Consider the following 24,597-nt stretch of genomic DNA (forward strand, 5'->3'; position numbering starts at 1 on the left):
TCTTGCGGTCGGGGAGCCGAAGGGGTTCGGTTTCCCGAAGCACGCGGACTTCCGCGTACAAAACTGGGGATAAGCGATCTTGGGGATCATCGTGCGACGCGCGCCGTCACGGCGCCTGAGCGTCTCCCTGCCTGCGCGGCGGGTCTTCCGCCGCGCCCTCGGTCGAGGAGTTCGGCGTCCCTTCACGCCGGGCTACTCGCGTTCGGTGTGCCCCCTCGCACTGAACGCCCTCCCCAAGCGGGGCGAGGCATGGGGATGCCTCGCCCCGCTATCTCCTGGGATCTGAGCCCTCTCGGACGCGTCACCGGGGCTGCCGGAGGAGCGCGACACGCCCGGGTTTGCGCAAGTGAAATCAGCCGTGGCAGAATAGACAGGTTCGATATTCCGTCGCCGCTGTGCGCGCGAGGGATCACTGCCAGGGCAGTGCATAGACGGTGCCTCCTCCGGGACGGTGCAGGGTTCTAGGCCGCGGGTAGCAGAACACAACCCCGACACCCCTCTACATGAAGGGTTCTGCCGTGCGCGGCGGAAGGTCGGCATCCGGTCGCTTCACGGCGTCCGGCTGACAGAAGAACAGTGGTGCAGCAGATCGACTCGCAAGAGCCGTTCTCGTGCCGAGGCGCGAACAGCGCCGACGTGCGTCCAATGCCCCAGGGCCACCCGGTCCCGGACGGTAAGACGCTTAAAGAGAGAGAGCAGACAATGGCGGGACAGAAGATCCGCATTCGCCTGAAGTCGTATGACCACGAGGTCATCGACACGTCCGCACGCAAGATCGTCGACACCGTGACCCGTGCGGGCGCAACCGTCGTCGGCCCCGTGCCCCTTCCGACCGAGAAGAACGTCGTGTGCGTCATCCGGTCGCCGCACAAGTACAAGGACAGCCGCGAGCACTTCGAGATGCGCACCCACAAGCGTCTGATCGACATCGTCGACCCGACGCCCAAGGCCGTCGACTCGCTGATGCGTCTCGACCTGCCGGCCGATGTCAACATCGAGATCAAGCTCTGAGGTTCGACATGGCTGACATCAACTCCAAGGTTTCCAAGGGCATGCTGGGCACGAAGCTCGGCATGACCCAGGTGTGGAACGAGAGCGGCAAGCTCGTTCCCGTCACCGTCATCGAGCTGGCACCCAACGTGGTCACCCAGGTCCGCACGCCCGAGAAGGACGGCTACAACGCCGTGCAGATCGCGTACGGCCAGATCGACCCCCGCAAGGTGAACAAGCCGCTCTCCGCCCACTTCGAGGCAGCAGGCGTCACGCCGCGTCGTCACGTCACCGAGATCCGCACCGCGGACGCCGGCGACTACAACCTGGGCCAGGAGCTCACGGTCGACGGCACCTTCGAGGCCGGCCAGCTCGTCGACGTCGTCGGCACGAGCAAGGGCAAGGGCTTCGCCGGTGTCATGAAGCGTCACAACTTCAAGGGTGTCTCGGCTTCGCACGGTTCGCACCGCAACCACCGCAAGCCCGGCTCCATCGGCGCATCGTCGACCCCGAGCCGCGTCTTCAAGGGCATGCGCATGGCCGGCCGTATGGGTGGCGAGCGCGTGACCGTCCTCAACCTCACGGTGCACTCCATCGACATCGAGAAGGGACTCATGCTCGTCAAGGGCGCCGTCCCCGGTGCTCGTGGCCGCATCGTCTATGTCCGCAACGCAGTGAAGGGTGCCTGATCATGGCTGACTCCACTCTCGCGCTCGACGTCCTCAAGGCAGACGGCAAGAAGGCAGGCTCGATCGAGCTTCCCGCCGCGCTGTTCGACGCCAAGACGAACATCCCGCTCATCCACCAGGTCGTCGTCGCGCAGCTCGCGGCGGCTCGCCAGGGCACGCACTCGACCAAGCGTCGTGGCGAGGTCTCCGGTGCCGGCCGCAAGCCCTTCAAGCAGAAGGGCACGGGTAACGCCCGTCAGGGTTCCATCCGCGCGCCGCACATGACCGGTGGTGGCATCGTGCACGGCCCCAAGCCGCGCGACTACTCGCAGCGCACCCCCAAGAAGATGATCGCCGCCGCCCTGCTGGGCGCGCTCAGCGACCGCTTCCGCGGTGACCGCATCCACGCCATCGAGTCCTTCGGGATCGACGGCACGCCTTCGACCAAGACCGCGGTGAACTTCCTCACCAACGTCGTCTCGTCGAAGAACGTGCTCGTCGTGATCGAGCGCAACGACGATGTGACGCTGAAGAGCATCCGCAACCTGTCGAACCTGCACGTGCTGACGTTCGACCAGCTCAACGCATACGACGTGCTCGTCTCCGACGACATCGTCTTCACCCAGGCCGCGCTCGAGGGCTTCATCGCCTCCAAGTCCGGCGCCAACCAGGAGGTCTCCGCATGAGCGAGCAGGCATCTGTTCTCCAGACGGCCCTGAACAAGGACCCGCGCGACATCATCCTGAAGCCGGTCGTGTCCGAGAAGAGCTACGGTCTCATCGATGAAGGCAAGTACACCTTCCTCGTCGACCCGCGCGCTTCGAAGACCGAGATCAAGCTCGCCATCGAGAAGATCTTCGGCGTCAAGGTCGCAGGGGTCAACACCCTCAACCGCGTCGGCAAGGCTCGTCGCACCCGCTTCGGCACCGGCAAGCGCAAGGACACCAAGCGCGCCATCGTCACCCTGAAGTCGGGCACCATCGACATCTTCACGGCAATCGGCTGATCCGGGGGATAAGGACAATAATGGCTATTCGCAAGTACAAGCCCACGACCCCGGGCCGTCGCGGCTCGTCGGTGGCTGACTTCGCCGAGATCACTCGATCGACGCCGGAGAAGTCGCTGCTGCGCCCGCTCTCGAAGACCGGTGGTCGCAACAACCAGGGCCGCATCACGACCCGTCACATCGGTGGTGGCCACAAGCGCCAGTACCGCGTCATCGACTTCCGTCGTAACGACAAGGACGGCGTCAACGCCAAGGTCGCTCACATCGAGTACGACCCCAACCGCACCGCGCGCATCGCGCTGCTGCACTACTTCGACGGTGAGAAGCGCTACATCCTCGCTCCGGCGAAGCTGAAGCAGGGCGACATCGTCGAGTCGGGTGCCGGGGCTGACATCAAGCCGGGTAACAACCTCCCGCTGAAGAACATCCCCACGGGTACCGTGATCCACGCGATCGAGCTCCGCCCCGGCGGCGGCGCGAAGATGGCACGTTCGGCCGGCGCGTCCGTCCGTCTCGTCGCCAAGGACGGCCCCTACGCCCAGCTGCGTCTGCCCTCGGGCGAGATCCGCAACGTCGATGCGCGCTGCCGCGCGACCATCGGCGAGGTCGGCAACGCCGAGCAGTCGAACATCAACTGGGGCAAGGCCGGCCGCATGCGCTGGAAGGGCGTCCGCCCGACCGTGCGTGGTGTCGCTATGAACCCGGTCGACCACCCGCACGGTGGTGGTGAGGGTAAGACCTCTGGTGGTCGTCACCCCGTCTCCCCCTGGGGCCAGGCTGAGGGTCGTACCCGTCACGCCAACAAGGAAAGCGACAAGTACATCGTGCGTCGTCGTAACGCCGGCAAGAAGCGTAAGTAGGAGTAAGAGAAGATGCCTCGCAGTCTTAAGAAGGGCCCCTTCGTCGACGATCACCTGCTTCGCAAGGTGGTCGTGCAGAACGAAGCCGGCACCAAGAACGTCATCAAGACCTGGTCCCGTCGGTCCATGATCATCCCGGCCATGCTGGGTCACACGATCGCGGTCCACGACGGACGCAAGCACATCCCTGTGTTCGTGTCCGAGACCATGGTCGGTCACAAGCTGGGCGAGTTCGCGCCCACCCGCACCTTCCGCGGCCACGAGAAGGACGACAAGAAGGGGCGGCGCCGCTAATGGTCGAATCGATCGCACGCGTGAAGCACATTCGCGTGACCCCTCAGAAGGCTCGTCGTGTCGTCGCGCTCATCAAGGGCAAGCAGGCCCAGGAGGCTCTGGCGATCCTGAAGTTCGCTCAGCAGTCCGCCAGTGAGCCGATCTACAAGCTCGTCGCGTCGGCCATGGCCAACGCGCAGGTGAAGGCAGATCGCGACGGCGAGTTCCTCGACGAGAAGGACCTGTACGTGGCCAACGCGTACGTCGACGAGGGCACCACGCTCAAGCGTTTCCAGCCCCGTGCACAGGGTCGCGCTTTCCAGATCAAGAAGCGCACGAGCCACATCACGGTCGTGCTCTCGACGCCTGAGGTGGCTCCGGCCGCCGCGGGCGACAGCAACAAGAAGGCGAGCAAGTAATGGGACAGAAGGTAAACCCGTACGGCTTCCGTCTCGGCATCACGACGGACCACGTCTCGCGTTGGTTCTCTGACTCGACGAAGCCGGGTCAGCGCTACGCCGACTACGTCGCCGAAGACATCAAGATCCGTAACCTGCTCAAGACGCAGCTCGACCGCGCCGGTGTCTCGAACATCGAGATCGAGCGCACCCGTGACCGCGTCCGCGTCGACATCCACACCGCCCGTCCGGGCATCGTGATCGGTCGTCGTGGAGCCGAGGCCGAGCGCATCCGCGGCGACCTCGAGAAGCTCTCGGGCAAGCAGATCCAGCTGAACATCCTCGAGGTCAAGAACCCCGAGGCCGATGCACAGCTCGTCGCACAGGGCATCGCCGAGCAGCTCTCTGCTCGTGTGGCGTTCCGTCGTGCGATGCGCAAGGGTCTGCAGGGCGCTCAGCGCGCCGGCGCCAAGGGCATCCGCATCCAGGTCTCCGGCCGCCTCGGCGGCGCCGAGATGAGCCGTTCGGAGTTCTACCGTGAGGGTCGTGTGCCGCTGCACACGCTGCGCGCGAACATCGACTACGGCTTCTACGAGGCGAAGACCACCTTCGGCCGCATCGGCGTGAAGGTCTGGATCTACAAGGGCGACCTGACCGCGAAGGAGCTCGCTCGCGAGCAGGCCAACGCACCCAAGGCTCGTCGTGACGACCGTGGTGGCGACCGCCGCCGTGCCCCGCGCAACGAGGCACCTGTCGCAGAAGGAGCGTCGGCATAATGCTCATCCCCCGTAAGGTCAAGTTCCGCAAGCAGCACCACCCGGGTCGCTCGGGTCAGGCCACCGGCGGCACGAAGGTCTCCTTCGGCGAGTACGGTATCCAGGCCCTCACGCCCGCTTACGTGACGAACCGTCAGATCGAGTCCGCTCGTATCGCGATGACCCGTCACATCAAGCGTGGTGGAAAGGTGTGGATCAACATCTACCCCGACCGTCCGCTCACGAAGAAGCCGGCCGAAACCCGCATGGGTTCCGGTAAGGGTTCCCCCGAGTGGTGGGTCGCCAACGTCAAGCCGGGCCGTGTCCTCTTCGAGGTCGCGGGTGTCGACGAGGAGCTCGCTCGCGAAGCTCTGACCCGTGCAATTCACAAGCTGCCGCTCAAGGCACGCATCATCAAGCGCGAGGAGGGCGACGCGTAATGGCGATCGGCACCAAGGAGCTCGCCCCGGCAGAGCTCGACACATTCGAAGACCAGCGCCTCGTCGAGGAGCTGCGCAAGGCCAAGGAGGAGCTGTTCAACCTCCGTTTCCAGTCGGCCACCGGCCAGCTGGAGAGCCACGGCCGCATCCGCGCCGTCAAGCGCGACATCGCGCGCCTCTACACCGTGATCCGCGAACGCGAGCTGGGCATCCGTGCGACGCCCGCTCCGGTCGAGGCTCCGGCGAAGAAGGCGACCAAGTCGAAGGCGAAGAAGGCGGACTCCGCCGACGACGCCGTGAAGGAAGAGGCTGAGTGATGGCCACCAAGAAGGAAGCGACTGCGGAGACGCAGGCCGCAGGACACGAGTCGTCCGAGCACGACGTCCGCGACTCCGCTGCCCGCGGTTACCGCAAGGCACGCCGCGGCTACGTCGTCAGCGACAAGATGGACAAGACCATCGTGGTCGAGGTCGAGGACCGCGTGAAGCACCCGCTTTACGGCAAGGTCATCCGCCGCACCTCGAAGGTCAAGGCGCACGATGAGGCGAACTCCGCCGGCATCGGCGACCTGGTCCTGATCAACGAGACCCGCCCGCTGAGCGCCACGAAGCGCTGGCGTCTGGTGGAGATTCTGGAGAAGGCCAAGTGATCCAGCAGGAATCCCGACTCAAGGTCGCCGACAACACCGGCGCCAAGGAGCTGCTCACCATCCGCGTTCTCGGTGGCTCGAAGCGCCGTTACGCGGGCCTCGGCGACACCATCGTCGCGACCGTCAAGGACGCGATCCCCGGTGGAAACGTCAAGAAGGGCGACGTCGTCAAGGCGGTCATCGTCCGCACCAAGAAGGAGGTCCGTCGTCCGGACGGCTCCTACATCAAGTTCGACGAGAACGCCGCAGTGATCCTGAAGAACGACGGGGAGCCCCGCGGCACCCGTATCTTCGGGCCGGTCGGTCGTGAGCTTCGCGACAAGAAGTTCATGAAGATCGTCTCGCTGGCGCCGGAGGTCATCTAATCATGGCGAAGATCAAGAAGGGTGACCTGGTTCAGGTCATCACCGGTGCCACGCAGGAGCGTGGCGGCGACCGTGGCAAGCAGGGCAAGGTCCTGGACGTCCTCGCCGACAAGAACCGCGTGATCGTCGAAGGCGTGAACTACGTCACCAAGCACACCCGCGTCGGCCAGACGCAGCGTGGCACCAAGACCGGAGGCATCGAGACCGTCGAAGCCTCCATCCACATCTCGAACGTCGCACTCGTCGACCCCTCGACCAAGAAGCCGACCAAGGTCGGCCACCGGGTCGAGGAGCAGACGAAGGACGGCGTGAAGCGCACCGTCCGTGTGCGCTACGCGAAGAAGAGCGGTAAGGACCTCTGATGAGCACCGACACTGCCGCGCCGGCTGGCAAGATCCAGCCGCGCCTGAAGCAGAAGTACAACACCGAGATCAAGAAGGCTCTGCAGGAAGAGTTCGGCTACGCGAACGTCATGCAGATCCCCGGACTGGTCAAGGTCGTCGTGAACACCGGTGTCGGCGAGGCAGCTCGCGACAGCAAGGTGATCGATGGCGCGGTCGACGATCTCACCAAGATCACCGGCCAGAAGCCGATCGTCACGAAGGCTCGCAAGTCCATCGCGCAGTTCAAGCTGCGCGAGGGACAGGCCATCGGCGCGCACGTCACCCTCCGTGGTGACCGCGCGTGGGAGTTCGTGGATCGCCTCGTCTCGCTCGCACTGCCCCGTATCCGCGACTTCCGCGGTCTCTCGGGCAAGCAGTTCGACGGCAACGGCAACTACACCTTCGGTCTCCAGGAGCAGAGCGTGTTCCACGAGATCGATCAGGACAAGATCGACCGGGTTCGCGGTTTCGACATCACCGTCGTCACCACCGCGAAGACGGATGACGAGGGTCGGGCACTGCTCCGCCACCTCGGCTTCCCGTTCCGCTCGGAAGACGCACAGGCGTAACACCCTCGACGGGCTCAGTGGTCTCGTGTCACTGAGCCCGTCGATGTGCACGTACAATTGAAAATTGCGTGTCATCGCAGGCCGTCTGTCGTGTAACGGCAGCCGGAACCTCATGAACAAAGGAAAACAACAATGACAATGACAGACCCGGTCGCAGATCTGCTGACCCGTCTGCGCAACGCGAACTCGGCGCACCACGATTCCGTGACCCTGCCGTCGAGCAAGCTCAAGACGCACATCGCTCAGATCCTCCAGCAGGAGGGCTACATCGCCGGCTGGGAGACCTCTGACGCCCGCGTCGGACAGAACCTCACGCTGACGCTGAAGTACGGTCCCAACCGTGAGCGCTCCATCGCTGGCATCAAGCGCGTCTCGAAGCCCGGTCTCCGTGTTTACGCGAAGTCGACCGAGCTCCCCACGGTCCTCGGCGGCCTTGGCGTGGCGATCCTGTCCACCTCCTCCGGTCTTCTCACCGACCGTCAGGCAGAGCAGAAGGGCGTGGGCGGAGAAGTTCTCGCCTACGTGTGGTAATTCGAAATGTCGCGTATTGGACGACTTCCCATCGACGTTCCTGCGGGCGTGACCGTTTCGGTCAACGGCCGTGAGGTCGCGGTGAAGGGCCCCAAGGGTGAGCTCACCCTCACGGTGGCCAGCCCCATCGAGGTCGCGGTCGAGGAGAACCAGGTTCTGGTCTCCCGTCCCGACGACGAGCGCGAGTCGCGGTCGCTTCACGGCCTGACCCGCACGCTCATCAACAACAACATCATCGGCGTGACCCAGGGCTACACCAAGGGTCTCGAGGTCGTCGGTACCGGTTACCGCGTGCAGCAGAAGGGCAGCTCGGTCGAGTTCGCCCTCGGCTTCTCGCACCCGGTCCTGATCGACCCGCCCGCCGGCATCACGCTCACGGTCGAGGGCACCACGAAGCTCACCGTCAGCGGGATCGACAAGCAGGCTGTCGGCGAGGCAGCTGCCAACATCCGCAAGATCCGCAAGCCCGAGCCGTACAAGGGCAAGGGTGTGCGCTACGCCGGCGAGAACGTGCGTCGCAAGGCCGGAAAGAGTGGTAAGTAACCATGGCTCTCAAGTCAAAGTCTGACGCCCGCGCGCGTCGTCACGCCCGCCTTCGCAAGAAGGTCGTCGGCACCGAGGCGCGTCCGCGTCTCGTCGTCAACCGCTCGGCCCGCCACGTCTTCGTGCAGCTGGTCGACGACAGCAAGGGTCACACCGTTGCGTCGGCTTCGACGCTCGAGACCGACCTGCGCTCGCTCGAGGGTGACAAGACCGCCAAGGCCCGCAAGGTCGGCGAGCTCCTCGCCGAGCGTGCGAAGGCTGCCGGCGTTTCCGAGGCAGTGTTCGACCGTGGCGGCAACCGCTACGCCGGTCGTGTCGCCGCCATCGCCGACGGCGCCCGCGAGGGGGGTCTGGCACTGTGAGTGACAACAAGGAGAACGAAGTGACCGAAGCGGCTGCTGCCACTTCCGAGACGGCTGCCGGCACCACGCAGGCCGAGCCGGCTCGCGACTCGCGTGACGGCCGCCGCGGCGGCCGTGGCGACCGCAACCAGGGTGGCGGTCGTGACCGCAACTCCCGTGACCGCGGCGACAACCAGTTCCTGGAGCGCGTCGTCACCATCAACCGCGTCTCGAAGGTCGTGAAGGGTGGTCGTCGCTTCAGCTTCACCGCCCTCGTGGTCGTCGGTGACGGCAACGGTCTGGTCGGTGTCGGCTACGGCAAGGCCCGCGAGGTCCCTCTGGCGATCTCGAAGGGTGTCGAAGAGGCCAAGCGCAACTTCTTCCGCGTTCCGCGCGTCGGCAGCACCATCCCGCACCCCGTGCAGGGTGAGGCGGCCGCCGGTGTGGTCCTGCTCCGTCCGGCTGCCGCCGGTACCGGTGTCATCGCCGGTGGTCCGGTCCGCGCCGTGCTCGAGTGCGCCGGTATCCACGACGTGCTGTCGAAGTCGCTCGGCTCGTCGAACACGATCAACATCGTGCACGCGACGGTCACCGCCCTGAAGCAGCTCGAGGAGCCCCGTGCGGTCGCCGCACGTCGTGGCCTCGAGTTCGACCAGGTTGCCCCTGCGCGTCTCGTGCGCGCCGAGGCAGACGCCATCGCCGCACAGAAGGTAGGTGCCTGATGGCCGCGCGACTGAAGGTCACGCAGATCAAGTCCAAGGTGAGCGAGAAGCAGAACCAGCGCGACACGCTGCGCAGCCTCGGTCTGAAGCGGATCGGTGACACCACCGTCCGCCCCGACGACGCGCAGACGCGCGGTTACGTCAAGACCGTCGCCCACCTCGTCAAGGTTGAGGAGATCGACTAATGGCCGAGAAGAACGAGGCCGTCGAGGCTGAGAAGGCCCCGAAGAAGGCTGCGGCTCCCAAGGCTGCCGCCGAGAAGAAGCCGGCTGCGAAGAAGGCTCCGGCCAAGACCGCTGCCGCCGACGCCAAGGCTGAGGGCGCTGTCAAGAAGCCTGCCGCCAAGAAGGCGACGCCGGCGAAGGATGCTCCGGCATCCCGCCCCGGCGTGCTGAAGGTGCACCACCTGCGTCCGGTCCCCGGATCCAACACCGCCAAGACTCGCGTCGGCCGTGGTGAGGGTTCTAAGGGTAAGACCGCTGGTCGTGGAACCAAGGGCACCAAGGCGCGCAACACCGTTCGCGTCGGCTTCGAGGGTGGGCAGATGCCGCTGCACATGCGCACCCCGAAGCTGCGCGGGTTCAAGAACCCGTTCCGCGTGGAGTACCAGGTCGTGAACCTGGAGAAGCTCGCGGAGCTGTACCCGAAGGGTGGCGACGTCACCGTCGGCGACCTGGTCGCCAAGGGTGCCGTTCGCAAGAACGAGAAGGTCAAGGTTCTCGGAAACGGCGACATCGCCGTGAAGCTCACCGTTTCGGTCGACAAGGTCTCGGGTTCTGCCGAGCAGAAGATCGTCGCGGCCGGCGGATCCGTCAAGTAACCGCACAGCAAGAGGGGCCGGAGATTCTCCGGCCCCTCTTGTGGTTTCACACTCCGAGACCTTGCTCTGGGGCCGCATCCGGCGGGCCTGGTATCGGTGGCGAATTCCGGGAAGCCCGGTTTGCGTTACCCTGGTCTTTCAGCCGTCCTTCGGGAATCGGCAACCTTTTCAGGAGGAACGTCCTTGTTTAGCGCCATCGCGCGGATCTTCCGCACCCCAGACCTGCGGCGGAAGATCGGTTTCACTCTCGCCATCGTCGCGATCTACCGACTCGGCTCCAACGTCCCGGCTCCGTTCGTGGACTTCCCGAACGTCGAGGAGTGTCTCGCCGCCAACGCCGGCACCGATGGGCTGCTCGGACTGGTCAACCTGTTCTCCGGTGGTGCACTGCTGCAGCTGTCGATCTTCGCGCTCGGTGTCATGCCGTACATCACCGCGACGATCATCACGCAGCTCCTGCGCGTGGTCATCCCGCACTTCGAGGCGCTGCACAAGGAAGGACAGGCCGGTCAGGCCCGTCTGACGCAGTACACGCGTTACCTCACGATCGCCCTCGCGCTGCTGCAGTCGACGACTCTCGTCACGGTGGCGCGCAGCGGCCAGCTCTTCGGAACCACCGACCTCGCGGCCTGCCAGCAGCTTCTGACGAACGACGTGTGGTGGGCGCAGCTGCTCATCATCATGGCGATGACGGCCGGTACCGGTCTGATCATGTGGTTCGCAGAGCTCGTCACCGAGCGGGGCATCGGCAACGGCATGTCGCTGCTCATCTTCACCTCGATCGCCGCGACGTTCCCCGGCGCCATGGGTCTGATCTGGCAGACCAAGGGCTTCGAGGTCTTCCTGCTCGTGCTGCTGGTCGGGATCATCGTGATGGGGCTCGTCGTGTTCGTCGAGCAATCCCAGCGACGGATCCCCGTGCAGTACGCCAAGCGCATGGTCGGTCGACGCACCTACGGCGGCACGAACACCTACATCCCGATCAAGGTGAACATGGCGGGTGTGATCCCCGTGATCTTCGCCTCGTCGCTGCTGTACATCCCAGCCCTCATCGCGCAGTTCAACACCCCGCAGGACGGATCCACTCCGGCCGCCTGGGTGACCTGGATCACGACGAACTTCACGACCGGCAACAGCCCCGTGTACATGGCGGCCTACTTCCTGCTGATCATCGGGTTCACCTACTTCTACGTGGCGATCACCTTCAACCCGGTCGAGGTCGCCGACAACATGAAGAAGTACGGCGGGTTCATCCCCGGCATCCGTGCGGGGCGTCCGACGGCCGAGTACCTCGACTACGTGCTCACCCGCATCACGCTCCCCGGCTCCCTCTACCTCGGTCTGATCGCGCTCATCCCGCTCATCGCCCTGGCCACCGTCGGCGCCAACCAGAACTTCCCGTTCGGCGGCGCCTCGATCCTCATCATCGTCGGTGTGGGTCTCGAGACGGTCAAGCAGATCGATGCGCAGCTGCAGCAGCGACACTACGAAGGGCTCCTCCGATGACAGCTTCCGCACGTCTTCTCATCGTCGGCCCGCAGGGCTCGGGCAAAGGCACGCAGGGCGTGCGGATCGCCGAGTCCTACGGCATCCCGGTCGTGTCGACCGGCGACATCTTCCGCGCGAACATCAAGGAGGGAACGCCGCTCGGCCAGCAGGTCACGGCGATCCTCGACAAGGGTGACCTCGTTCCGGATGAGCTGACCAGCGAGATCGTGCGCGACCGTCTGTCGCAGGAGGACGCAGCGCAGGGTTTCCTCCTCGACGGCTACCCGCGCAACACCACACAGGTCGACCACCTCGAGTCGTTCCTCTCCGAACGGGGTGAGGCGCTCGACGCCGTCATCCTCCTCGACGTGCCCCGCGAGGAGAGCCTGGAGCGTCTGACGCTCCGTGCGACCGAGCAGGGACGCTCCGACGACACCCCCGAGGCCATCGGTCACCGTCTCGACATCTACGAGAACGAGACCGCCCCGATCCTTGAGGTCTACGGCGCCAAGGGCATCGTCGACCGCATCGACGGCGTCGGCTCGCTCGACGAGATCACCGAGCGCATCGCACAGGCTCTGGCCGCGCGCGGCCTGCGTCCCGCGGTCTCCACCTCCTGAGATGTTCCGCCGGTCGATCTACAAGACCCCGGCTCAGTTGCGGGCCATGGTGGAGCCCGGCCTGATCACGGCAGCGGCACTGGACGCCGTCCGCCCGCTGATCAAGGCCGGGGTCACCACCCTCGAACTCGACACCGTGGCGAACCGCACCATCCTCGCCCGCGGCGCCGAGTCGAATTTCCAGCTGGTGCGCGGCTACCACCACACGACCTGCATCTCGGTGAACGAGCAGGTCGTGCACGGGATCCCGGGGGAGCGGGTGCTCCAACCGGGAGACATCGTGTCGGTCGACTGCGGTGCGCAGTTCCACGGGTGGAACGGCGACAGCGCCATCACGGTCGTCGTGCCCGACCCGGAGCGCCCGGAGCTCGTCGCCCAGCGCGAAGAGCTCTCCCGCGTCACCGAGGGGTCGATGTGGGCCGGGATCGCCGCCATGGCCTCGGTCTCGTCCATCGACGAGATCGGTGCGGCCATCCAGGACTACATCGAGGCTCAGGGGCCCTCAGCGGTCTCGGGCGAGCCCTACGGCATCCTGCGCGAGTACGTGGGTCACGGCATCGGGCGCAAGATGCACGAGGCCCCCAGCGTCTTCAACTACCGCACGCCCGATCGTGGCGAAGACGTGAAGCCCGGTCTGGTGCTCGCGATCGAGCCCATGGTCACCGCCGGCGGAGATGCGACCTTCATCGAGGAGGACGACTGGACCGTCACGACGGTGGACGGTACGGACGGCTCCCATTGGGAACATAGCGTCGCCCTGCATGATGGGGGTATCTGGGTGCTCACCGCGCCCGATGGAGGAAGAGCCGGACTCGCCCCGTTCGGGGTAGAGCCTCGAGAGATCGGAAAGTAATGGCAGCGGCGAAGAGCAACACCAACTGGTTCGCGATCGGCGTCTCGATCGCCGTCGTCGTGGTGCTGGTGGCGATCGGCGGTCTCGTGGTGTTCCTCAACAACCAGGCCACCGCGCCCGGTGCGACGCCCAAGGCCAACGACACGTTCAACTCCGAGACCGGGGCGATCTCGTTCGGGGACGGCGAAGACACGATTGCGGTGTTCGTCGACTTCCAGTGCCCGGTCTGCAAGACCTTCGAGGACCAGTTCGGTGGACAGCTGGAGGCTGCGGCCGCCGACGGTCGTATCACCCTCGAGTACCACCCCATCGCGATCCTCGACCGGTTCTCGCAGGGGACCGAGTACTCGTCGCGCTCGGCCGGTGCCGCGGTGTGCGTCGCCGAGTCGAACCCGGAGCTGTACCTCGACTTCGCCAAGACACTGTTCGAGAACCAGCCCGCGGAGAACACCTCGGGTCTCACCAACGACCAGCTCGCGGGCTTCGCGACGCAGGTCGGCGCAGACGACGCCGTGTCGTGCATCACCGATGAGACGTACCGCAAGTTCGGGGCAGCCCAGGCGAAGTCGCACGAGATCGCGGGAACGCCGACGGTCGAGATCAACGGAACGCGCCTCAACCTGCAGGACCAGGCCGACCTCAAGAAGTTCACCGACCTGATCAGCTGAGCCCGCTGCTCGTCCGCCGCGCGCGGTCGAGTTGCCGGATGGCTCCGGAGCGTCTAACATAGATCTTTGGTGCTTTGTGCCTCGATTCGGCGTGTCCGTCGGCGCAGTACCGCAATCCCATCACCCACCGCAGATCGACCGATCTGCAGAAGCGTCAGCGAGGCTATGGCTAAGAAAGACGGTGTCATCGAGATCGAGGGCGTGATCTCCGAGGCTCTGCCCAACGCGATGTTCCGCGTTGAGCTCAGCAACGGACACAAGGTCCTTGCAACGATCTCCGGCAAGATGCGGCAGAACTACATCCGCATCATCCCCGAGGACCGCGTGGTCGTGGAGCTCAGCCCCTACGACCTCACCCGCGGCCGTATCGTCTACCGCTACCGCTGATCGGTCGAGAAGTAACGGCCTGCCCCTGCCGGGGGCGGTACGAAGACAGCGAACAGGAAACATCATGAAGGTCAACCCCAGCGTCAAGCCCATCTGCGATCACTGCAAGGTGATCCGCCGTCACGGCCGCGTCATGGTGATCTGCAAGAGCAACCCGCGTCACAAGCAGCGCCAGGGCTGAGTCCCTGGCGGGCCCGCCGGTCTGATCGACGGGCCCGCGCTGTGCGGTATCGCTCACGCACATCTCACAACTGAATACACAACGGCAGGATCAGAACCCGCGCATGCGGGGGACACCTCGGGGCGGAGGCCCGGGCACCGATCCTGTTCCACACCTCCACAACACCCAGGAGAACCGCATGGCACGTCTTGCCGGCGTTGACATCCCGCGCGACAAGCGCGTGGTGATCGCCCTTACCTACATCTACGGCGTCGGCCGTACCCGCTCGGTCGAGATCCTCAAGGCGACGGACATCGACGAGAGCATCCGCGTGAAGGACCTCAGCGACGACCAGCTGATCGCCCTCCGCGACCACATCGAAGGCAACTACAAGGTGGAGGGTGACCTGCGCCGCGAGGTTGCAGCAGACATCCGCCGCAAGGTCGAGATCGGCTCCTACGAGGGCATCCGCCACCGTCGTGGTCTCCCGGTCCGTGGTCAGCGCACCAAGACCAACGCCCGTACCCGCAAGGGCCCGAAGCGCACCGTCGCAGGCAAGAAGAAGGCCCGCTAAGCGCGGCCCCAGGGACTAGGAGAACACTTTCATGGCTGCACCCAAGGCCGCCGCGCGCAAGCCGCGCCGCAAGGAAAAGAAGAACATCGCGCTGGGCCAGGCCCACATCAAGTCGACGTTCAACAACACGATCGTCTCGATCACCGACCCGTCCGGCGCCGTCATCGCCTGGGCATCGTCGGGTGGCGTGGGCTTCAAGGGCTCCCGCAAGTCGACCCCGTACGCCGCCGGCATGGCTGCCGAGTCCGCTGCCCGTCAGGCTGCGGAGCACGGCGTCAAGAAGGTCGACGTCCTCGTGAAGGGTCCGGGCTCCGGCCGCGAGACCGCGATCCGCTCGCTCCAGGCCGCAGGCCTCGAGGTCGGCTCGATCCAGGACGTCACCCCGCAGGCACACAACGGCTGCCGTCCGCCGAAGCGTCGCCGCGTCTGATTCGCGTGTCGAGCCGCTCGGTCCCTTCGCGGTCTGAGCGGCTCGACGCCCGCGTGCGGGCATCGACTTCCACAACTCAAAACCTCACCCCACCACATGTCATATAGCGGGCATGTGATCGAAAGGAACACAGAGTGCTTATTGCACAGCGTCCCACACTGACCGAGGAAAAGATCGTCGAGAACCGTAGCCGGTTCATCATCGAGCCTCTGGAGCCCGGCTTCGGTTACACGATCGGCAACGCGCTGCGCCGCAGCCTGCTGTCGTCGATCCCCGGTGCTGCTGTCACCAGCGTTCGCATCGACGGCGTGCTGCACGAGTTCAGCACCATCCCCGGCGTGAAGGAGGATGTCACCGAGATCATCCTCAACATCAAGCAGCTCGTCGTCTCGTCGGAGCGCGATGAGCCCATCACCGCGTACCTGCGCAAGACCGGTGCGGGCGAAGTCACCGCCGCTGACATCTCGGCTCCGGCCGGTGTCGAGGTGCAGAACCCCGAGCTCGTCATCGCGACGTTGAACGACACCGCGAAGTTCGAGCTCGAGCTCACCATCGAGCGTGGCCGTGGCTACGTCTCGGCGACGCAGAACCGCAACGAGTACGCCGAGGCCGGTCAGATCCCGATCGACTCGATCTACTCGCCGGTCCTCAAGGTCAGCTACCGCGTCGACGCGACCCGTGCCGGGGAGCGCACCGACTTCGACAAGCTCGTCCTGGATGTCGAGACCAAGTCGGCGATCAGCCCCCGCGACGCCGTCGCTTCGGCTGCGAAGACGCTCACCGAGCTGTTCGGTCTCGCCCGCGAGCTGAACGTCGAGGCCGAGGGCATCGAGATCGGCCCGGCGCCGGTGGAGGCAGTGAACTCCAGCGAGCTGTCGATGCCGATCGAGGACCTCGACCTGTCGGTCCGCTCGTACAACTGCCTGAAGCGTGAGGGCATCAACACCGTTTCCGAGCTCGTCGCCCTGTCGGAGACGCAGCTCATGAACATCCGCAATTTCGGCCAGAAGTCGGTCGACGAGGTGCGCGACAAGCTCATCTCGCTCGGTCTGTCGCTCAAGGATTCGGTGCCCGGTTTCGACGGCGCCCACTTCTACGGCGGCAGCGAAGACGAGTCCTTCTGATACCCGACCTTTCTGACCAGGAGTTAGACGATTATGCCCAAGCCCACTAAGGGTCCCCGCCTCGGAGGCGGCCCCGCCCACGAGCGCCTGATGCTTGCCAACCTCGCGGCGGCGCTCTACACCCACAAGTCGATCAAGACGACCGAGACCAAGGCCAAGCGCCTTCGTCCGCTCGCCGAGCGACTGATCACGTTCGCCAAGCGTGGCGACCTGCACGCGCGTCGTCGCGTGCTCTCGGTCATCGGTGACAAGGAAGTCGTGCACGTCCTGTTCTCCGAGATCGCGCCGCTCGTCGCGGACCGTGAGGGTGGCTACACCCGCATCACGAAGGTCGGCAACCGCAAGGGCGACAACGCTCCGATGGCCGTGATCGAGCTCGTCCTCGAGCCCGTCACCCCGAAGGCGAAGTCGACCAAGAAGGCTGCTGCTCCGAAGGCCGAGAAGGCCGAGAAGCCGGCTGAGGTCGTCGAGGAGGCTCCCGCTGAGGAGGCTCCCGCCGACGAGACCGTCGAGGCCGGCGCCGAGTCGCAGGCCGAAGGCGAAGCCGCTGAGGCTGCTGCCGAGGACGCTGTCGAGAAGAAGTCCGAGTAAGCACTCGCTCACGAAGAAGCCCGCCGTCCTTTCGGGGTGGCGGGCTTCTTCGTGTTCCGGGCGACGTCGTCAGCGCGCGCGCAGATCCTTGCGCAGGATCTTCCCCGAGCTCGATTTGGGGATCACATCGATGAACTCCACCTGCCGGACTTTCTCGTGCGGTGCCACGTGTGCGGCCACGTGCGCCATGACCGACTCCGCATCGAGGTCGGCGCTCGGCTGACGGACGACGAACGCCTTCGGCACCTCCTGCCCGTCTTCATCGAAGGCACCGATGACGGCCGCATCGGCGATGGCGGGGTGCTCGAGCAGCACGGCTTCCAGCACGGCGGGTGCCACCTGATAGCCCTTGTACTTGATGAGCTCCTTGAGCCGGTCGACGATCCGGTAGATGCCGTCGTGCGTGACAGTCGCCACATCGCCGGTGTGCAACCAACCATCGGCGTCGAGCATCTCCGCCGTGGCATCCGGGCGATTGAGGTACCCGACCATCACCTGGGGGCCGCGCACCCACAGCTCACCGGGCTCGCTCGTTCCCGACTCGGGCACCGTGACGTCCTCGCCCGACTCGGGGTCGACGAGGCGTGCTTCCGTGTTCGGAACGAGGGGACCGATGCTCGAGCGGTCGATGTCGGTGCGTGTCTCGGAGGTGAGGTTCACCGCGGGACTGGTCTCGGTCATGCCGTAGCCCTGGGTGACGATACAGCCCAGCCGGTTGGCCACCGCCGAGGCCAGCGCTCCGTCGAGAGGGGCGGCGCCGGAGAAGACGACCTTCACAGAGGAGAGGTCGTACTGGTCGATGATCGGGTGCTTCGCGAGCGCGACCGCGATCGGTGGAGCGACGAACACCCACGTGGTGCGGTGCTCGGCGATGATGCGCAGGAACTCGGGAAGGTCGAACTTCGGCATCGTGACGAGTCCGGCGCGCTGTCGCAGTGCGAAGTTCAGCAGCACCGTCATGCCGTAGATGTGGAAGAAGGGCAGGACGGCGAGCACCCGGTCGCTCGCATCGACGCCGAGCACCGGGGCGCACTGCGACACGTTCGCGACCAGGTTGCGGTGCGTGAGCATCACGCCCTTCGGGCGTCCGGTCGTTCCCGAGGAGTAGGGGAGCACGGCGAGGTGGGTGGACGGGTCGAAGGACACAGCCGGTGCCGGGTGCCCTTCGCCGAGGAGTGCAGCGAGCGATGGGTGTCCGTCCGCGCCGTCGAGCACGATCACATGATCGGCGTCGAAGCCGAGCTTCTCGGCAGCGGCCTGAGCTCCGGGGAGGAGCGGGGAGACCGTCACGAGCCAGGTCGCGCCGGCATCTGTGAGCTGATTCGCGATCTCCTCCGCCGTGTAGAGGGAGTTGATCGTGGTGGCCGTCGCCCCCGCGCGGAGGATGCCGTGGAACACGGTCGCGAAAGCGGGGACGTTGGGGCAGAGCACCCCGACCGTCGTGCCGACCCCCACCCCACGCGCCGCGAGAGCGCCGGCGAACAGATCGATCTGCCCGACGAGTTGACGATAGGTCGTGGTCGCGCCGCTCACGCCGTCGACGAGCGCGACGGTGTCGAGTTCGGCGTCGGTGAGGTCGCCGAAGAGGAACTGGTGGATGGAGACCTCGGGGATCTCCACATCGGGATAGGTACTGCGAACCATGAGATCTCCTTCGATCCGGGCAGGCTGACGACGTCGTCGGATGCGATCCAGTGTCGCACACAATGGCACTGCGTCCCAGGGGAATGGCGTACGTCCGAGAGTCAGACGGCGGCGCGATACCGGGTGCTCGGGCGGCCCTTGGTCGAGTAGTCGAGGGAGCGCGTCGCACTGCCGGACGCGGCGAGGTGCTCGAGGTAGCGGCGGGCACTGACGCGCGAGATGTCGAGGTCTTCGCCGATCTCGGTCGCCGACGCATCGGGGCGGGCGACGAGGGCGGCGGAGACACGGTCGAGCGTCTCCGCGCTGAGGCCCTTGGGCAGGCCGAGCCGCTGTCGGAAGGCGATGATGGCATCCGCCGCCTCCACGCGGCGGACCACGTCGTGCAGCTCGGTGTGATCGCGCAGCAGGAGCGTCGCGCCGATGCCACCGGTGCCCGCATCGCTTCCGGTGCTCCGGGCGACGAGCACGTGCGACCCCACGATCACCGGCCGTCCGGCCGACTCGCCCTCTCGGAGCACGGTCGTGAGCTCCTCGCCGAGCGCGTCGGCGGCGGGTTCACCGTCGAGGTCAGCCGCGTCTCGGCCCAGGAAGCGGGCGGCGGCGTCGTTCACGAGCGTGATCCGTCCGCCGTCGTCCACCGTGATGACCCCTTCGCTGAGACCGTGCAGCGTCGTCTCCTGGTTCTTGACGAGGGCGGCGATCTGATGCGGCTCGAGACGGTAGATGCGCCGACGGATGATCGAGGTCACCCACGCGGATCCGAACACTCCGAGCACCGCGGCGGCCAGCATGGCGGAGATCAACCACACCAGGTTGGACGAGAACTCCTCGCTGAGCTCCGACTCGAGGATGCCGACGGACGCGGTGCCGATCACGGCGCCCTCGTCGTCGCGGATGGGAACCTTGACCCGCCAGGAGGTGCCCAGCGTGCCGGTCTGCGTGCCGACGTAGATCTCGCCCGAGAGCGGGATCGACGGGTCGGTGGAGACCTTCTCGCCGATGCGGTCGGGGTTCGGGTGGGAATAGCGGATGCCCTCTTCGTTGGCGACGACGACGTAGGCGAGATCGGATGCCTCGCGGATGACCTCGGCGATCGGCTGGATCACGGCGGACGGCTCGACGTCGTCGAAGGCCGCGTGCACCGTGGGGAGGGCGGCAACCGATTGCGCGACGGCCTGCATCCGATCCTTGTAGGCCTCGCGGAGCGCCTGTTCCTGGAACGCTCCGGCCACGATGCCGGTCGCCAGGGTCGCCAGGAACACGATCAGCGCTTGCAGCACGAGCAACTGCACGCGGAGCGTCATCTTCGAGGCCACGTGCTCATTCTGGCCTCTCCACGAGTGGGGCGCGAGCGGGGTCGGGAGCCGCTCGCGACCAATAGTTCCGAAACTCCGACCAATGGTTTCCGAAGCTGGAGCACCGGTACTCCGACCTCCATGGTGGATCCACAGCATCACGAACGCTCAAGGAGGAGCGCACATGAAGAACGCACGCATCGGAACGTGGACCGCCCTGGCCGCGGTGGCCGCACTCACACTCACCTCGTGCGCCGGAGGCAGCGCAGCGACCGACGACGCGGGAGGGGAAGCCGAGGTCGCCGCGATCACCGACGTGTCGATCGTCGTGCCGGCGGACCCCGGTGGTGGATGGGATCAGACCGGACGTGCCCTCTCGCAGGTGCTCACCCAGGACGACCTCGTGACCTCCGCTCCCGTGACCAACGTCGGCGGTGCAGGCGGCACCGTCGGCCTCGCACAGCTCGCGAACGAGAAGGACCCGAACATGCTGATGGTGATGGGGCTGGTCATGGTCGGCGCGGTCGAGACCAACGCCTCGGCGGTGCGGATCGAGGACACCACCCCGATCGCCCGGCTCACCGACGAGCCGCTCGTCGTGGTGGTGCCGGCCGACTCGAAGTACGACACCCTGGAAGACCTCGTGGACGACATCGTCGACAACGGCCAGTCCGTCACGATCACGGGCGGCTCCGCGGGCGGCGCCGACCACATCCTCGCCGGACTCATGCTCGAGGAGGCAGGGCTCGACGGCGCCGAGATCGCGGAGAAGCTCAACTACACTCCGAACTCCGGCGGCGGGGAGGCCGTTCCGCTCCTCATCGGCGGCAAGGTCGCTGCGGGCATCTCGGGGGTGGGCGAGTTCGCCCAGCACGTCGAGAGCGGCGCGCTCAAGGCCCTGGCGGTGTCCAGCGACGAGCCGGTGTCGCAGCTTCCCGATGTACCGACCATCACAGAAGAGGGCTACGACGTGGTGCTCACCAACTGGCGCGGGGTGATCGCTCCCGGCGGCATCTCCGACGGCGAGAAGGACGAGCTCGTGCGGGTGATCACCGAACTGCACGAGTCCGAAGCCTGGACGGAGCAGCTCGAGACCAAGGGCTGGACCGACGCGTTCCTGGTGGGCGAGGAGTTCGACGAGTTCCTCACGGGGAACATCGAAGAGGTCACCGCGACGCTGAAGAACATCGGTCTGGTGCAGTGACATGACGGTCCCCGCATCGTCGGGGACAGGGGAGCAGGGGGTGCGGGTCGACCACGGCGGTCGACCCGCACGCCGCTCTCCCTCCGTCCCCGTCGGCGAACTCGTGTTCGCCGGAATCATGGTCGCGCTCGGTGTCTTCGCCGTCGTCGGCATCTTCCTGATCCATGTCCCCGTCGGCATGAAGGCCGGCCCCACGGTCTTCCCGATCTTCGTCTCCGTGATCCTGCTCGCCTCCGCGGTCGCTGTGCTCGTCGGCGTGCTGCGCGGGGAGCGCGGCGGTGCCGAGGAGGCGGAAGACATCGATGAGAGTCTGCCCACCGACTGGGTCACCCTCGCCAAGCTGGCCGGCCTCGTCGTCGCGCACCTGCTCCTGATCGAACCCCTCGGCTGGGCACCCGCTGCAGCCCTGCTGTTCGGCGGGGTGGCGTGGTCGCTCGCCGCCAAGCGGTGGTGGATGGCGTTCCTCGTCGGCATCGTCGTGGCGCTCGTGATCCAGGTCGTCTTCGGCGGTCTGCTCGGTCTGTCGCTGCCGTGGGGACCGGCCCTCGGCTGGCTCGGAAGGATGTTCTGATGGACAGCTGGACTCTGCTCCTGGAGGGCTTCGCGACCGCGCTGCAGCCCGAATACCTCGCGTTCGCCTTCCTCGGAGTCTTCGTGGGCACCGCGGTCGGCGTGCTCCCCGGTATCGGCCCCGCCATGACGGTGGCGCTGCTGCTGCCCCTCACCTACACGCTCGACCCCGCCGCCGCGTTGATCACCTTCGCGGGCATCTACTACGGCGGCATGTACGGCGGCTCGACCACGAGCATCCTCCTGAACACCCCGGGGGAGTCGGCCTCAATCGTCACGGCCATCGAGGGCAACAAGATGGCCAGGATGGGACGCGGTGCCGCCGCCCTCGCCACCGCCGCCATCGGATCGTTCATCGCCGGCACGCTGGCGACCCTCGGGCTGACCCTCCTCGCTCCGCTGCTCGCGCAGTTCGCGGTGAACCTCGGACCCGCCGACTACGTCGCCCTCATCGTGATCGCGTTCATCACGGTCGGTGCGCTGATCGGCAGCTCGATCTCGCGCGGCATGCTCTCGCTCGGCGTCGGCCTGTTCCTCGGGCTCGTCGGCACCGACTGGCTCTCCGGTCAGCAGCGCTACACGCTGGGCCTGCCCGCGCTCTCCGACGGCGTCGACATCGTGTTGGTCGCGGTCGGTCTGTTCGCGGTCGGTGAGACGTTCTACATCGCGGCCCGACTGCGACACGGCGGCATCGACGTGATCCCGGTCACCCGTGGGTGGCGGTCCTGGATGACGAAGTCCGATTGGCGCAGGTCCTGGAGGCCCTGGCTGCGGGGCACCGCGATCGGGTTCCCGATCGGGACGATCCCCGCCGGTGGCGCGGACGTGGCCACGTTCCTGTCCTACGCGACGGAGCGGAAGCTGTCGAAGCACAAGGACGAGTTCGGGCGCGGCGCGATCGAGGGGGTCGCCGGGCCCGAGTCGGCCAACAACGCCGCCGCGGCCGGTGTGCTGGTGCCTCTGCTCACCCTGGGCCTGCCGACCACGGCGACCGCGGCGATCATCCTCACCGCGTTCCAGTCCTACGGCATCCAGCCGGGGCCGCTGCTGTTCGAGAGCCAGTCGAATCTGGTGTGGGCGCTCATCGCGAGCCTCTACATCGGCAATGTCATCCTGATCGTGCTCAACCTTCCGCTCGTGGGAATGTGGGTGAAGCTGCTGCAGATCCCGCGGCCGTACCTGTACGCGGGCATCCTGCTGTTCGCGGTGTTCGGTGCGTATGCGCTGCACAGCTCGCCGTCGGACATCGTGATCCTGCTGATCGTCGGCATCCTCGGTTACTTCATGCGCAGATACGGATACCCCGTCGCGCCGCTCGTGGTCGGGATGATCCTCGGACCGATGGCGGAGGAGCAGCTGCGCAAGGCACTGCAGCTGAGCCAGGGCGACCTGAGCACGCTGGTCATGCAGCCGTTCGCCGCCATCGCCTACGGGGTGCTCGCACTGCTGATCGTCGGAGGCCTGTGGCTGCGACGCCGTCAGCGCCGGTACGAGCAGGCTCTCACCGAGTCGATCGCCGTGCCGATCAAGGCCGACTCCGAGGTCTGATCCGGGAGCGGATTCGAGCGGACAGGAGGCCGCGAGTAGGCTGATCCGGTGAATGATGCCCAGGCTCCCGCACGAGGGCCTCGTGCCTACACGGCGTTCATCGGGATCGGCCTTCTCGCAGGCCTCCTCTCCGGTCTCTTCGGCGTGGGAGGCGGCACGGTCATCGTCCCGCTGCTGGTGCTCCTGCTGCACTTCGATCAGCGCCTTGCAGCCGGCACCTCGCTCGCTGCGATCGTGCCGACCGCAGGCGTGGGAGTGATCTCGTACGCGACGACCGGATCGGTGGCCTGGATCCCTGCGATCATCCTCGCCGCAGGTGCCGTGGTGGGGGCGCAGATCGGCACACGACTGCTGCCGCGCATCTCGCAGACCGCCCTGCGCTGGGGCTTCGTCGGCTTCCTCGTCGTCGTGATCGTCAGCCTCTTCCTCGTGATCCCGTCGCGCGATGCCGTGTTCGAACTCTCCTGGCTGAGCGGCCTCGCCCTCGTCGGAGTCGGCGTCGGCACCGGTATCCTCGCCGGGCTGATCGGCGTCGGCGGCGGAGTGATCGTCGTCCCCGTGCTGATGCTGGCCTTCGGCACGAGCGACCTGGTCGCCAAGGGCACCTCGCTGCTCATGATGATCCCGACGGCGATCTCGGGCACCGTGGGGAACTTCCGCAACCGCAACGTCGATCTGCTCGCGGCGCTGCTCATCGGCGTCTCCGCCTGCACGACGACAGCTCTCGGCGCGTGGCTGGCCACCATCGTCGACCCCACCCTGGGCAACATGCTGTTCGCGGCATATCTGGTCGTGATCGCGGTGCAGATGGCCATCAAGGCGATCAAGGGTCGTAAGCGCGCCTGAGCCCCGCGTGGATGAAAGGATCTTCATCCACGGCTCATCTGCGCATCATCATCGACGGGCATCATTGGGGACATGACCACCCCACGACGCTTTCTCGCCACCGGCGCGCTGATCGCAATCCCGGTCGCCTTCGCGGTCGGAAGCGTCGTGCTGGCGCAGATGCCGCCGTCACCGCAGATCCCCTCCGAGCCCGTCACGGTGCAGCTGGCACCGCCGGCGCCGAGCGAGGAACCGGCACCCGCACCAGCTCCGGTCGTACCGGCTCCCGCACCTGCCCCACCC

The 24,597-nt window shown here is 66.3% G+C and carries 36 protein-coding genes and 1 pseudogene; 35 read left to right on the top strand and 2 right to left on the bottom strand.

The window, feature by feature from the left end; genetic code table 11:
• The first annotated feature begins 702 nt into the window (after window positions 1-702).
• The 30 genes from rpsJ (at window position 703) to rplQ (ending at window position 17,208) form a co-directional block, all read left to right on the top strand.
• Window positions 703-1,011 (top strand): 30S ribosomal protein S10, encoded by a 309-nt coding sequence (rpsJ, locus tag FFS56_RS14125; RefSeq protein WP_017201594.1) that lies wholly within the window; start codon window positions 703-705, stop codon window positions 1,009-1,011.
• 8 nt (window positions 1,012-1,019) lie between these two features.
• Window positions 1,020-1,679 carry a 50S ribosomal protein L3 gene (gene rplC, locus FFS56_RS14130; protein WP_021201123.1) on the top strand — a complete coding sequence of 220 codons (660 nt, stop codon included), beginning with the start codon at window positions 1,020-1,022 and terminating at the stop codon, window positions 1,677-1,679.
• Window positions 1,680-1,681: 2 nt separating this feature from the next.
• Window positions 1,682-2,344 carry a 50S ribosomal protein L4 gene (gene rplD / locus FFS56_RS14135; protein WP_021201122.1) on the top strand — a complete coding sequence of 221 codons (663 nt, stop codon included), beginning with the start codon at window positions 1,682-1,684 and terminating at the stop codon, window positions 2,342-2,344.
• Window positions 2,341-2,664, top strand: coding sequence for a 50S ribosomal protein L23 (gene rplW / locus FFS56_RS14140; RefSeq protein WP_017829206.1), 324 nt, complete (start codon window positions 2,341-2,343; stop codon window positions 2,662-2,664). Before rplD ends, rplW begins: the two co-directional genes overlap by 4 nt.
• 20 nt (window positions 2,665-2,684) lie before the next feature.
• Window positions 2,685-3,524 carry a 50S ribosomal protein L2 gene (gene rplB / locus FFS56_RS14145; protein ID WP_017201590.1) on the top strand — a complete coding sequence of 280 codons (840 nt, stop codon included), beginning with the start codon at window positions 2,685-2,687 and terminating at the stop codon, window positions 3,522-3,524.
• Between the two features lie 12 nt (window positions 3,525-3,536).
• Window positions 3,537-3,818 carry a 30S ribosomal protein S19 gene (gene rpsS, locus FFS56_RS14150; RefSeq protein WP_017829205.1) on the top strand — a complete coding sequence of 94 codons (282 nt, stop codon included), beginning with the start codon at window positions 3,537-3,539 and terminating at the stop codon, window positions 3,816-3,818.
• Window positions 3,818-4,216: a 50S ribosomal protein L22 gene (gene rplV, locus FFS56_RS14155; protein WP_045264641.1), complete on the top strand. Its 399-nt coding sequence runs from the start codon at window positions 3,818-3,820 to the stop codon at window positions 4,214-4,216. The genes rpsS and rplV overlap by 1 nt, the downstream gene beginning before the upstream one ends.
• Window positions 4,216-4,971 (top strand): 30S ribosomal protein S3, encoded by a 756-nt coding sequence (rpsC, locus tag FFS56_RS14160; protein ID WP_017201587.1) that lies wholly within the window; start codon window positions 4,216-4,218, stop codon window positions 4,969-4,971. Before rplV ends, rpsC begins: the two co-directional genes overlap by 1 nt.
• The gene (rplP, locus tag FFS56_RS14165; protein ID WP_017829203.1) at window positions 4,971-5,390 is read left to right on the top strand and encodes a 50S ribosomal protein L16; all 420 of its coding nucleotides are present in this window, start codon (window positions 4,971-4,973) and stop codon (window positions 5,388-5,390) included. The genes rpsC and rplP overlap by 1 nt, the downstream gene beginning before the upstream one ends.
• Window positions 5,390-5,707, top strand: a complete 318-nt coding sequence (gene rpmC, locus FFS56_RS20945) for a 50S ribosomal protein L29 (protein ID WP_017829202.1) — start codon at window positions 5,390-5,392, stop codon at window positions 5,705-5,707. Before rplP ends, rpmC begins: the two co-directional genes overlap by 1 nt.
• A complete protein-coding gene (rpsQ, locus tag FFS56_RS20950; RefSeq protein WP_046747820.1) occupies window positions 5,707-6,039 on the top strand; it encodes a 30S ribosomal protein S17 in 333 nt (110 codons plus the stop codon). Before rpmC ends, rpsQ begins: the two co-directional genes overlap by 1 nt.
• Window positions 6,036-6,404 (top strand): 50S ribosomal protein L14, encoded by a 369-nt coding sequence (gene rplN / locus FFS56_RS14180; protein WP_017201583.1) that lies wholly within the window; start codon window positions 6,036-6,038, stop codon window positions 6,402-6,404. Before rpsQ ends, rplN begins: the two co-directional genes overlap by 4 nt.
• A 2-nt stretch (window positions 6,405-6,406) precedes the next feature.
• Entirely contained in the window at window positions 6,407-6,766 is a 360-nt protein-coding gene (rplX, locus tag FFS56_RS14185) for a 50S ribosomal protein L24 (protein ID WP_045264644.1), read from the top strand.
• On the top strand, window positions 6,766-7,356 hold the full coding sequence (gene rplE, locus FFS56_RS14190; protein WP_045264645.1) for a 50S ribosomal protein L5: 591 nt from the start codon (window positions 6,766-6,768) through the stop codon (window positions 7,354-7,356). The genes rplX and rplE overlap by 1 nt, the downstream gene beginning before the upstream one ends.
• Before the next feature lie 132 nt (window positions 7,357-7,488).
• Window positions 7,489-7,887 (top strand): 30S ribosomal protein S8, encoded by a 399-nt coding sequence (gene rpsH, locus FFS56_RS14195; protein WP_021201117.1) that lies wholly within the window; start codon window positions 7,489-7,491, stop codon window positions 7,885-7,887.
• A gap of 6 nt (window positions 7,888-7,893) precedes the next feature.
• Window positions 7,894-8,430 (top strand): 50S ribosomal protein L6, encoded by a 537-nt coding sequence (gene rplF, locus FFS56_RS14200; protein ID WP_045264646.1) that lies wholly within the window; start codon window positions 7,894-7,896, stop codon window positions 8,428-8,430.
• Between the two features lie 2 nt (window positions 8,431-8,432).
• Window positions 8,433-8,792, top strand: a complete 360-nt coding sequence (gene rplR / locus FFS56_RS14205; protein WP_017201578.1) for a 50S ribosomal protein L18 — start codon at window positions 8,433-8,435, stop codon at window positions 8,790-8,792.
• A gap of 20 nt (window positions 8,793-8,812) precedes the next feature.
• On the top strand, window positions 8,813-9,493 hold the full coding sequence (gene rpsE / locus FFS56_RS14210) for a 30S ribosomal protein S5 (protein WP_269430495.1): 681 nt from the start codon (window positions 8,813-8,815) through the stop codon (window positions 9,491-9,493).
• The gene (gene rpmD / locus FFS56_RS14215) at window positions 9,493-9,678 is read left to right on the top strand and encodes a 50S ribosomal protein L30 (protein WP_017201575.1); all 186 of its coding nucleotides are present in this window, start codon (window positions 9,493-9,495) and stop codon (window positions 9,676-9,678) included. Before rpsE ends, rpmD begins: the two co-directional genes overlap by 1 nt.
• The gene (rplO, locus tag FFS56_RS14220) at window positions 9,678-10,313 is read left to right on the top strand and encodes a 50S ribosomal protein L15 (protein ID WP_052748701.1); all 636 of its coding nucleotides are present in this window, start codon (window positions 9,678-9,680) and stop codon (window positions 10,311-10,313) included. The genes rpmD and rplO overlap by 1 nt, the downstream gene beginning before the upstream one ends.
• A gap of 183 nt (window positions 10,314-10,496) precedes the next feature.
• A complete protein-coding gene (gene secY / locus FFS56_RS14225) occupies window positions 10,497-11,819 on the top strand; it encodes a preprotein translocase subunit SecY (protein WP_046747821.1) in 1,323 nt (440 codons plus the stop codon).
• A complete protein-coding gene (locus FFS56_RS14230; protein WP_046747822.1) occupies window positions 11,816-12,421 on the top strand; it encodes an adenylate kinase in 606 nt (201 codons plus the stop codon). The genes secY and FFS56_RS14230 overlap by 4 nt, the downstream gene beginning before the upstream one ends.
• Before the next feature lies 1 nt (window position 12,422).
• Window positions 12,423-13,274 carry a type I methionyl aminopeptidase gene (map, locus tag FFS56_RS14235; RefSeq protein ID WP_046747823.1) on the top strand — a complete coding sequence of 284 codons (852 nt, stop codon included), beginning with the start codon at window positions 12,423-12,425 and terminating at the stop codon, window positions 13,272-13,274.
• A complete protein-coding gene (locus tag FFS56_RS14240) occupies window positions 13,274-13,942 on the top strand; it encodes a thioredoxin domain-containing protein (RefSeq protein ID WP_046747824.1) in 669 nt (222 codons plus the stop codon). Before map ends, FFS56_RS14240 begins: the two co-directional genes overlap by 1 nt.
• Before the next feature lie 165 nt (window positions 13,943-14,107).
• A complete protein-coding gene (infA, locus tag FFS56_RS14245; protein WP_017201569.1) occupies window positions 14,108-14,329 on the top strand; it encodes a translation initiation factor IF-1 in 222 nt (73 codons plus the stop codon).
• Window positions 14,330-14,393: 64 nt separating this feature from the next.
• The gene (gene rpmJ / locus FFS56_RS14250) at window positions 14,394-14,510 is read left to right on the top strand and encodes a 50S ribosomal protein L36 (protein ID WP_005050492.1); all 117 of its coding nucleotides are present in this window, start codon (window positions 14,394-14,396) and stop codon (window positions 14,508-14,510) included.
• Between the two features lie 178 nt (window positions 14,511-14,688).
• Window positions 14,689-15,063, top strand: a complete 375-nt coding sequence (gene rpsM, locus FFS56_RS14255) for a 30S ribosomal protein S13 (RefSeq protein WP_017201568.1) — start codon at window positions 14,689-14,691, stop codon at window positions 15,061-15,063.
• Between the two features lie 31 nt (window positions 15,064-15,094).
• On the top strand, window positions 15,095-15,493 hold the full coding sequence (gene rpsK, locus FFS56_RS14260) for a 30S ribosomal protein S11 (RefSeq protein ID WP_017829189.1): 399 nt from the start codon (window positions 15,095-15,097) through the stop codon (window positions 15,491-15,493).
• A gap of 134 nt (window positions 15,494-15,627) precedes the next feature.
• Window positions 15,628-16,617, top strand: a complete 990-nt coding sequence (locus tag FFS56_RS14265; protein ID WP_021201111.1) for a DNA-directed RNA polymerase subunit alpha — start codon at window positions 15,628-15,630, stop codon at window positions 16,615-16,617.
• A 33-nt stretch (window positions 16,618-16,650) separates the two neighbouring features.
• On the top strand, window positions 16,651-17,208 hold the full coding sequence (rplQ, locus tag FFS56_RS14270) for a 50S ribosomal protein L17 (RefSeq protein WP_031207971.1): 558 nt from the start codon (window positions 16,651-16,653) through the stop codon (window positions 17,206-17,208).
• 69 nt (window positions 17,209-17,277) lie between these two features.
• Here rplQ and FFS56_RS14275 read toward each other — a convergent pair whose 3' ends face one another.
• Window positions 17,278-18,852 carry an AMP-binding protein gene (locus tag FFS56_RS14275; protein WP_046747825.1) on the bottom strand — a complete coding sequence of 525 codons (1,575 nt, stop codon included), beginning with the start codon at window positions 18,850-18,852 and terminating at the stop codon, window positions 17,278-17,280.
• A gap of 101 nt (window positions 18,853-18,953) precedes the next feature.
• The gene (locus FFS56_RS14280) at window positions 18,954-20,168 is read right to left on the bottom strand and encodes a PAS domain-containing protein (protein ID WP_137772115.1); all 1,215 of its coding nucleotides are present in this window, start codon (window positions 20,166-20,168) and stop codon (window positions 18,954-18,956) included.
• Window positions 20,169-20,331: 163 nt separating this feature from the next.
• Between FFS56_RS14280 and FFS56_RS14285 the strand changes: the two genes are divergently transcribed.
• From FFS56_RS14285 to FFS56_RS14305, 5 genes and pseudogenes are all read left to right on the top strand, one after another.
• On the top strand, window positions 20,332-21,351 hold the full coding sequence (locus FFS56_RS14285; protein ID WP_127012572.1) for a tripartite tricarboxylate transporter substrate-binding protein: 1,020 nt from the start codon (window positions 20,332-20,334) through the stop codon (window positions 21,349-21,351).
• Window position 21,352: 1 nt separating this feature from the next.
• Complete coding sequence (locus tag FFS56_RS14290) at window positions 21,353-21,922, top strand: tripartite tricarboxylate transporter TctB family protein (protein WP_218867297.1); 570 nt, start codon at window positions 21,353-21,355, stop codon at window positions 21,920-21,922.
• On the top strand, window positions 21,922-23,469 hold the full coding sequence (locus FFS56_RS14295) for a tripartite tricarboxylate transporter permease (RefSeq protein WP_113680412.1): 1,548 nt from the start codon (window positions 21,922-21,924) through the stop codon (window positions 23,467-23,469). The genes FFS56_RS14290 and FFS56_RS14295 overlap by 1 nt, the downstream gene beginning before the upstream one ends.
• A gap of 48 nt (window positions 23,470-23,517) precedes the next feature.
• Window positions 23,518-24,315, top strand: coding sequence for a sulfite exporter TauE/SafE family protein (locus FFS56_RS14300; RefSeq protein WP_046747829.1), 798 nt, complete (start codon window positions 23,518-23,520; stop codon window positions 24,313-24,315).
• A gap of 72 nt (window positions 24,316-24,387) precedes the next feature.
• A pseudogene (locus tag FFS56_RS14305) lies at window positions 24,388-24,597 on the top strand (hypothetical protein); the annotation flags it as partial.

The organism is Microbacterium sp. Beta (assembly GCF_005502545.1).
Taxonomy (GTDB): Bacteria; Actinomycetota; Actinomycetes; order Actinomycetales; family Microbacteriaceae; genus Microbacterium; species Microbacterium oxydans.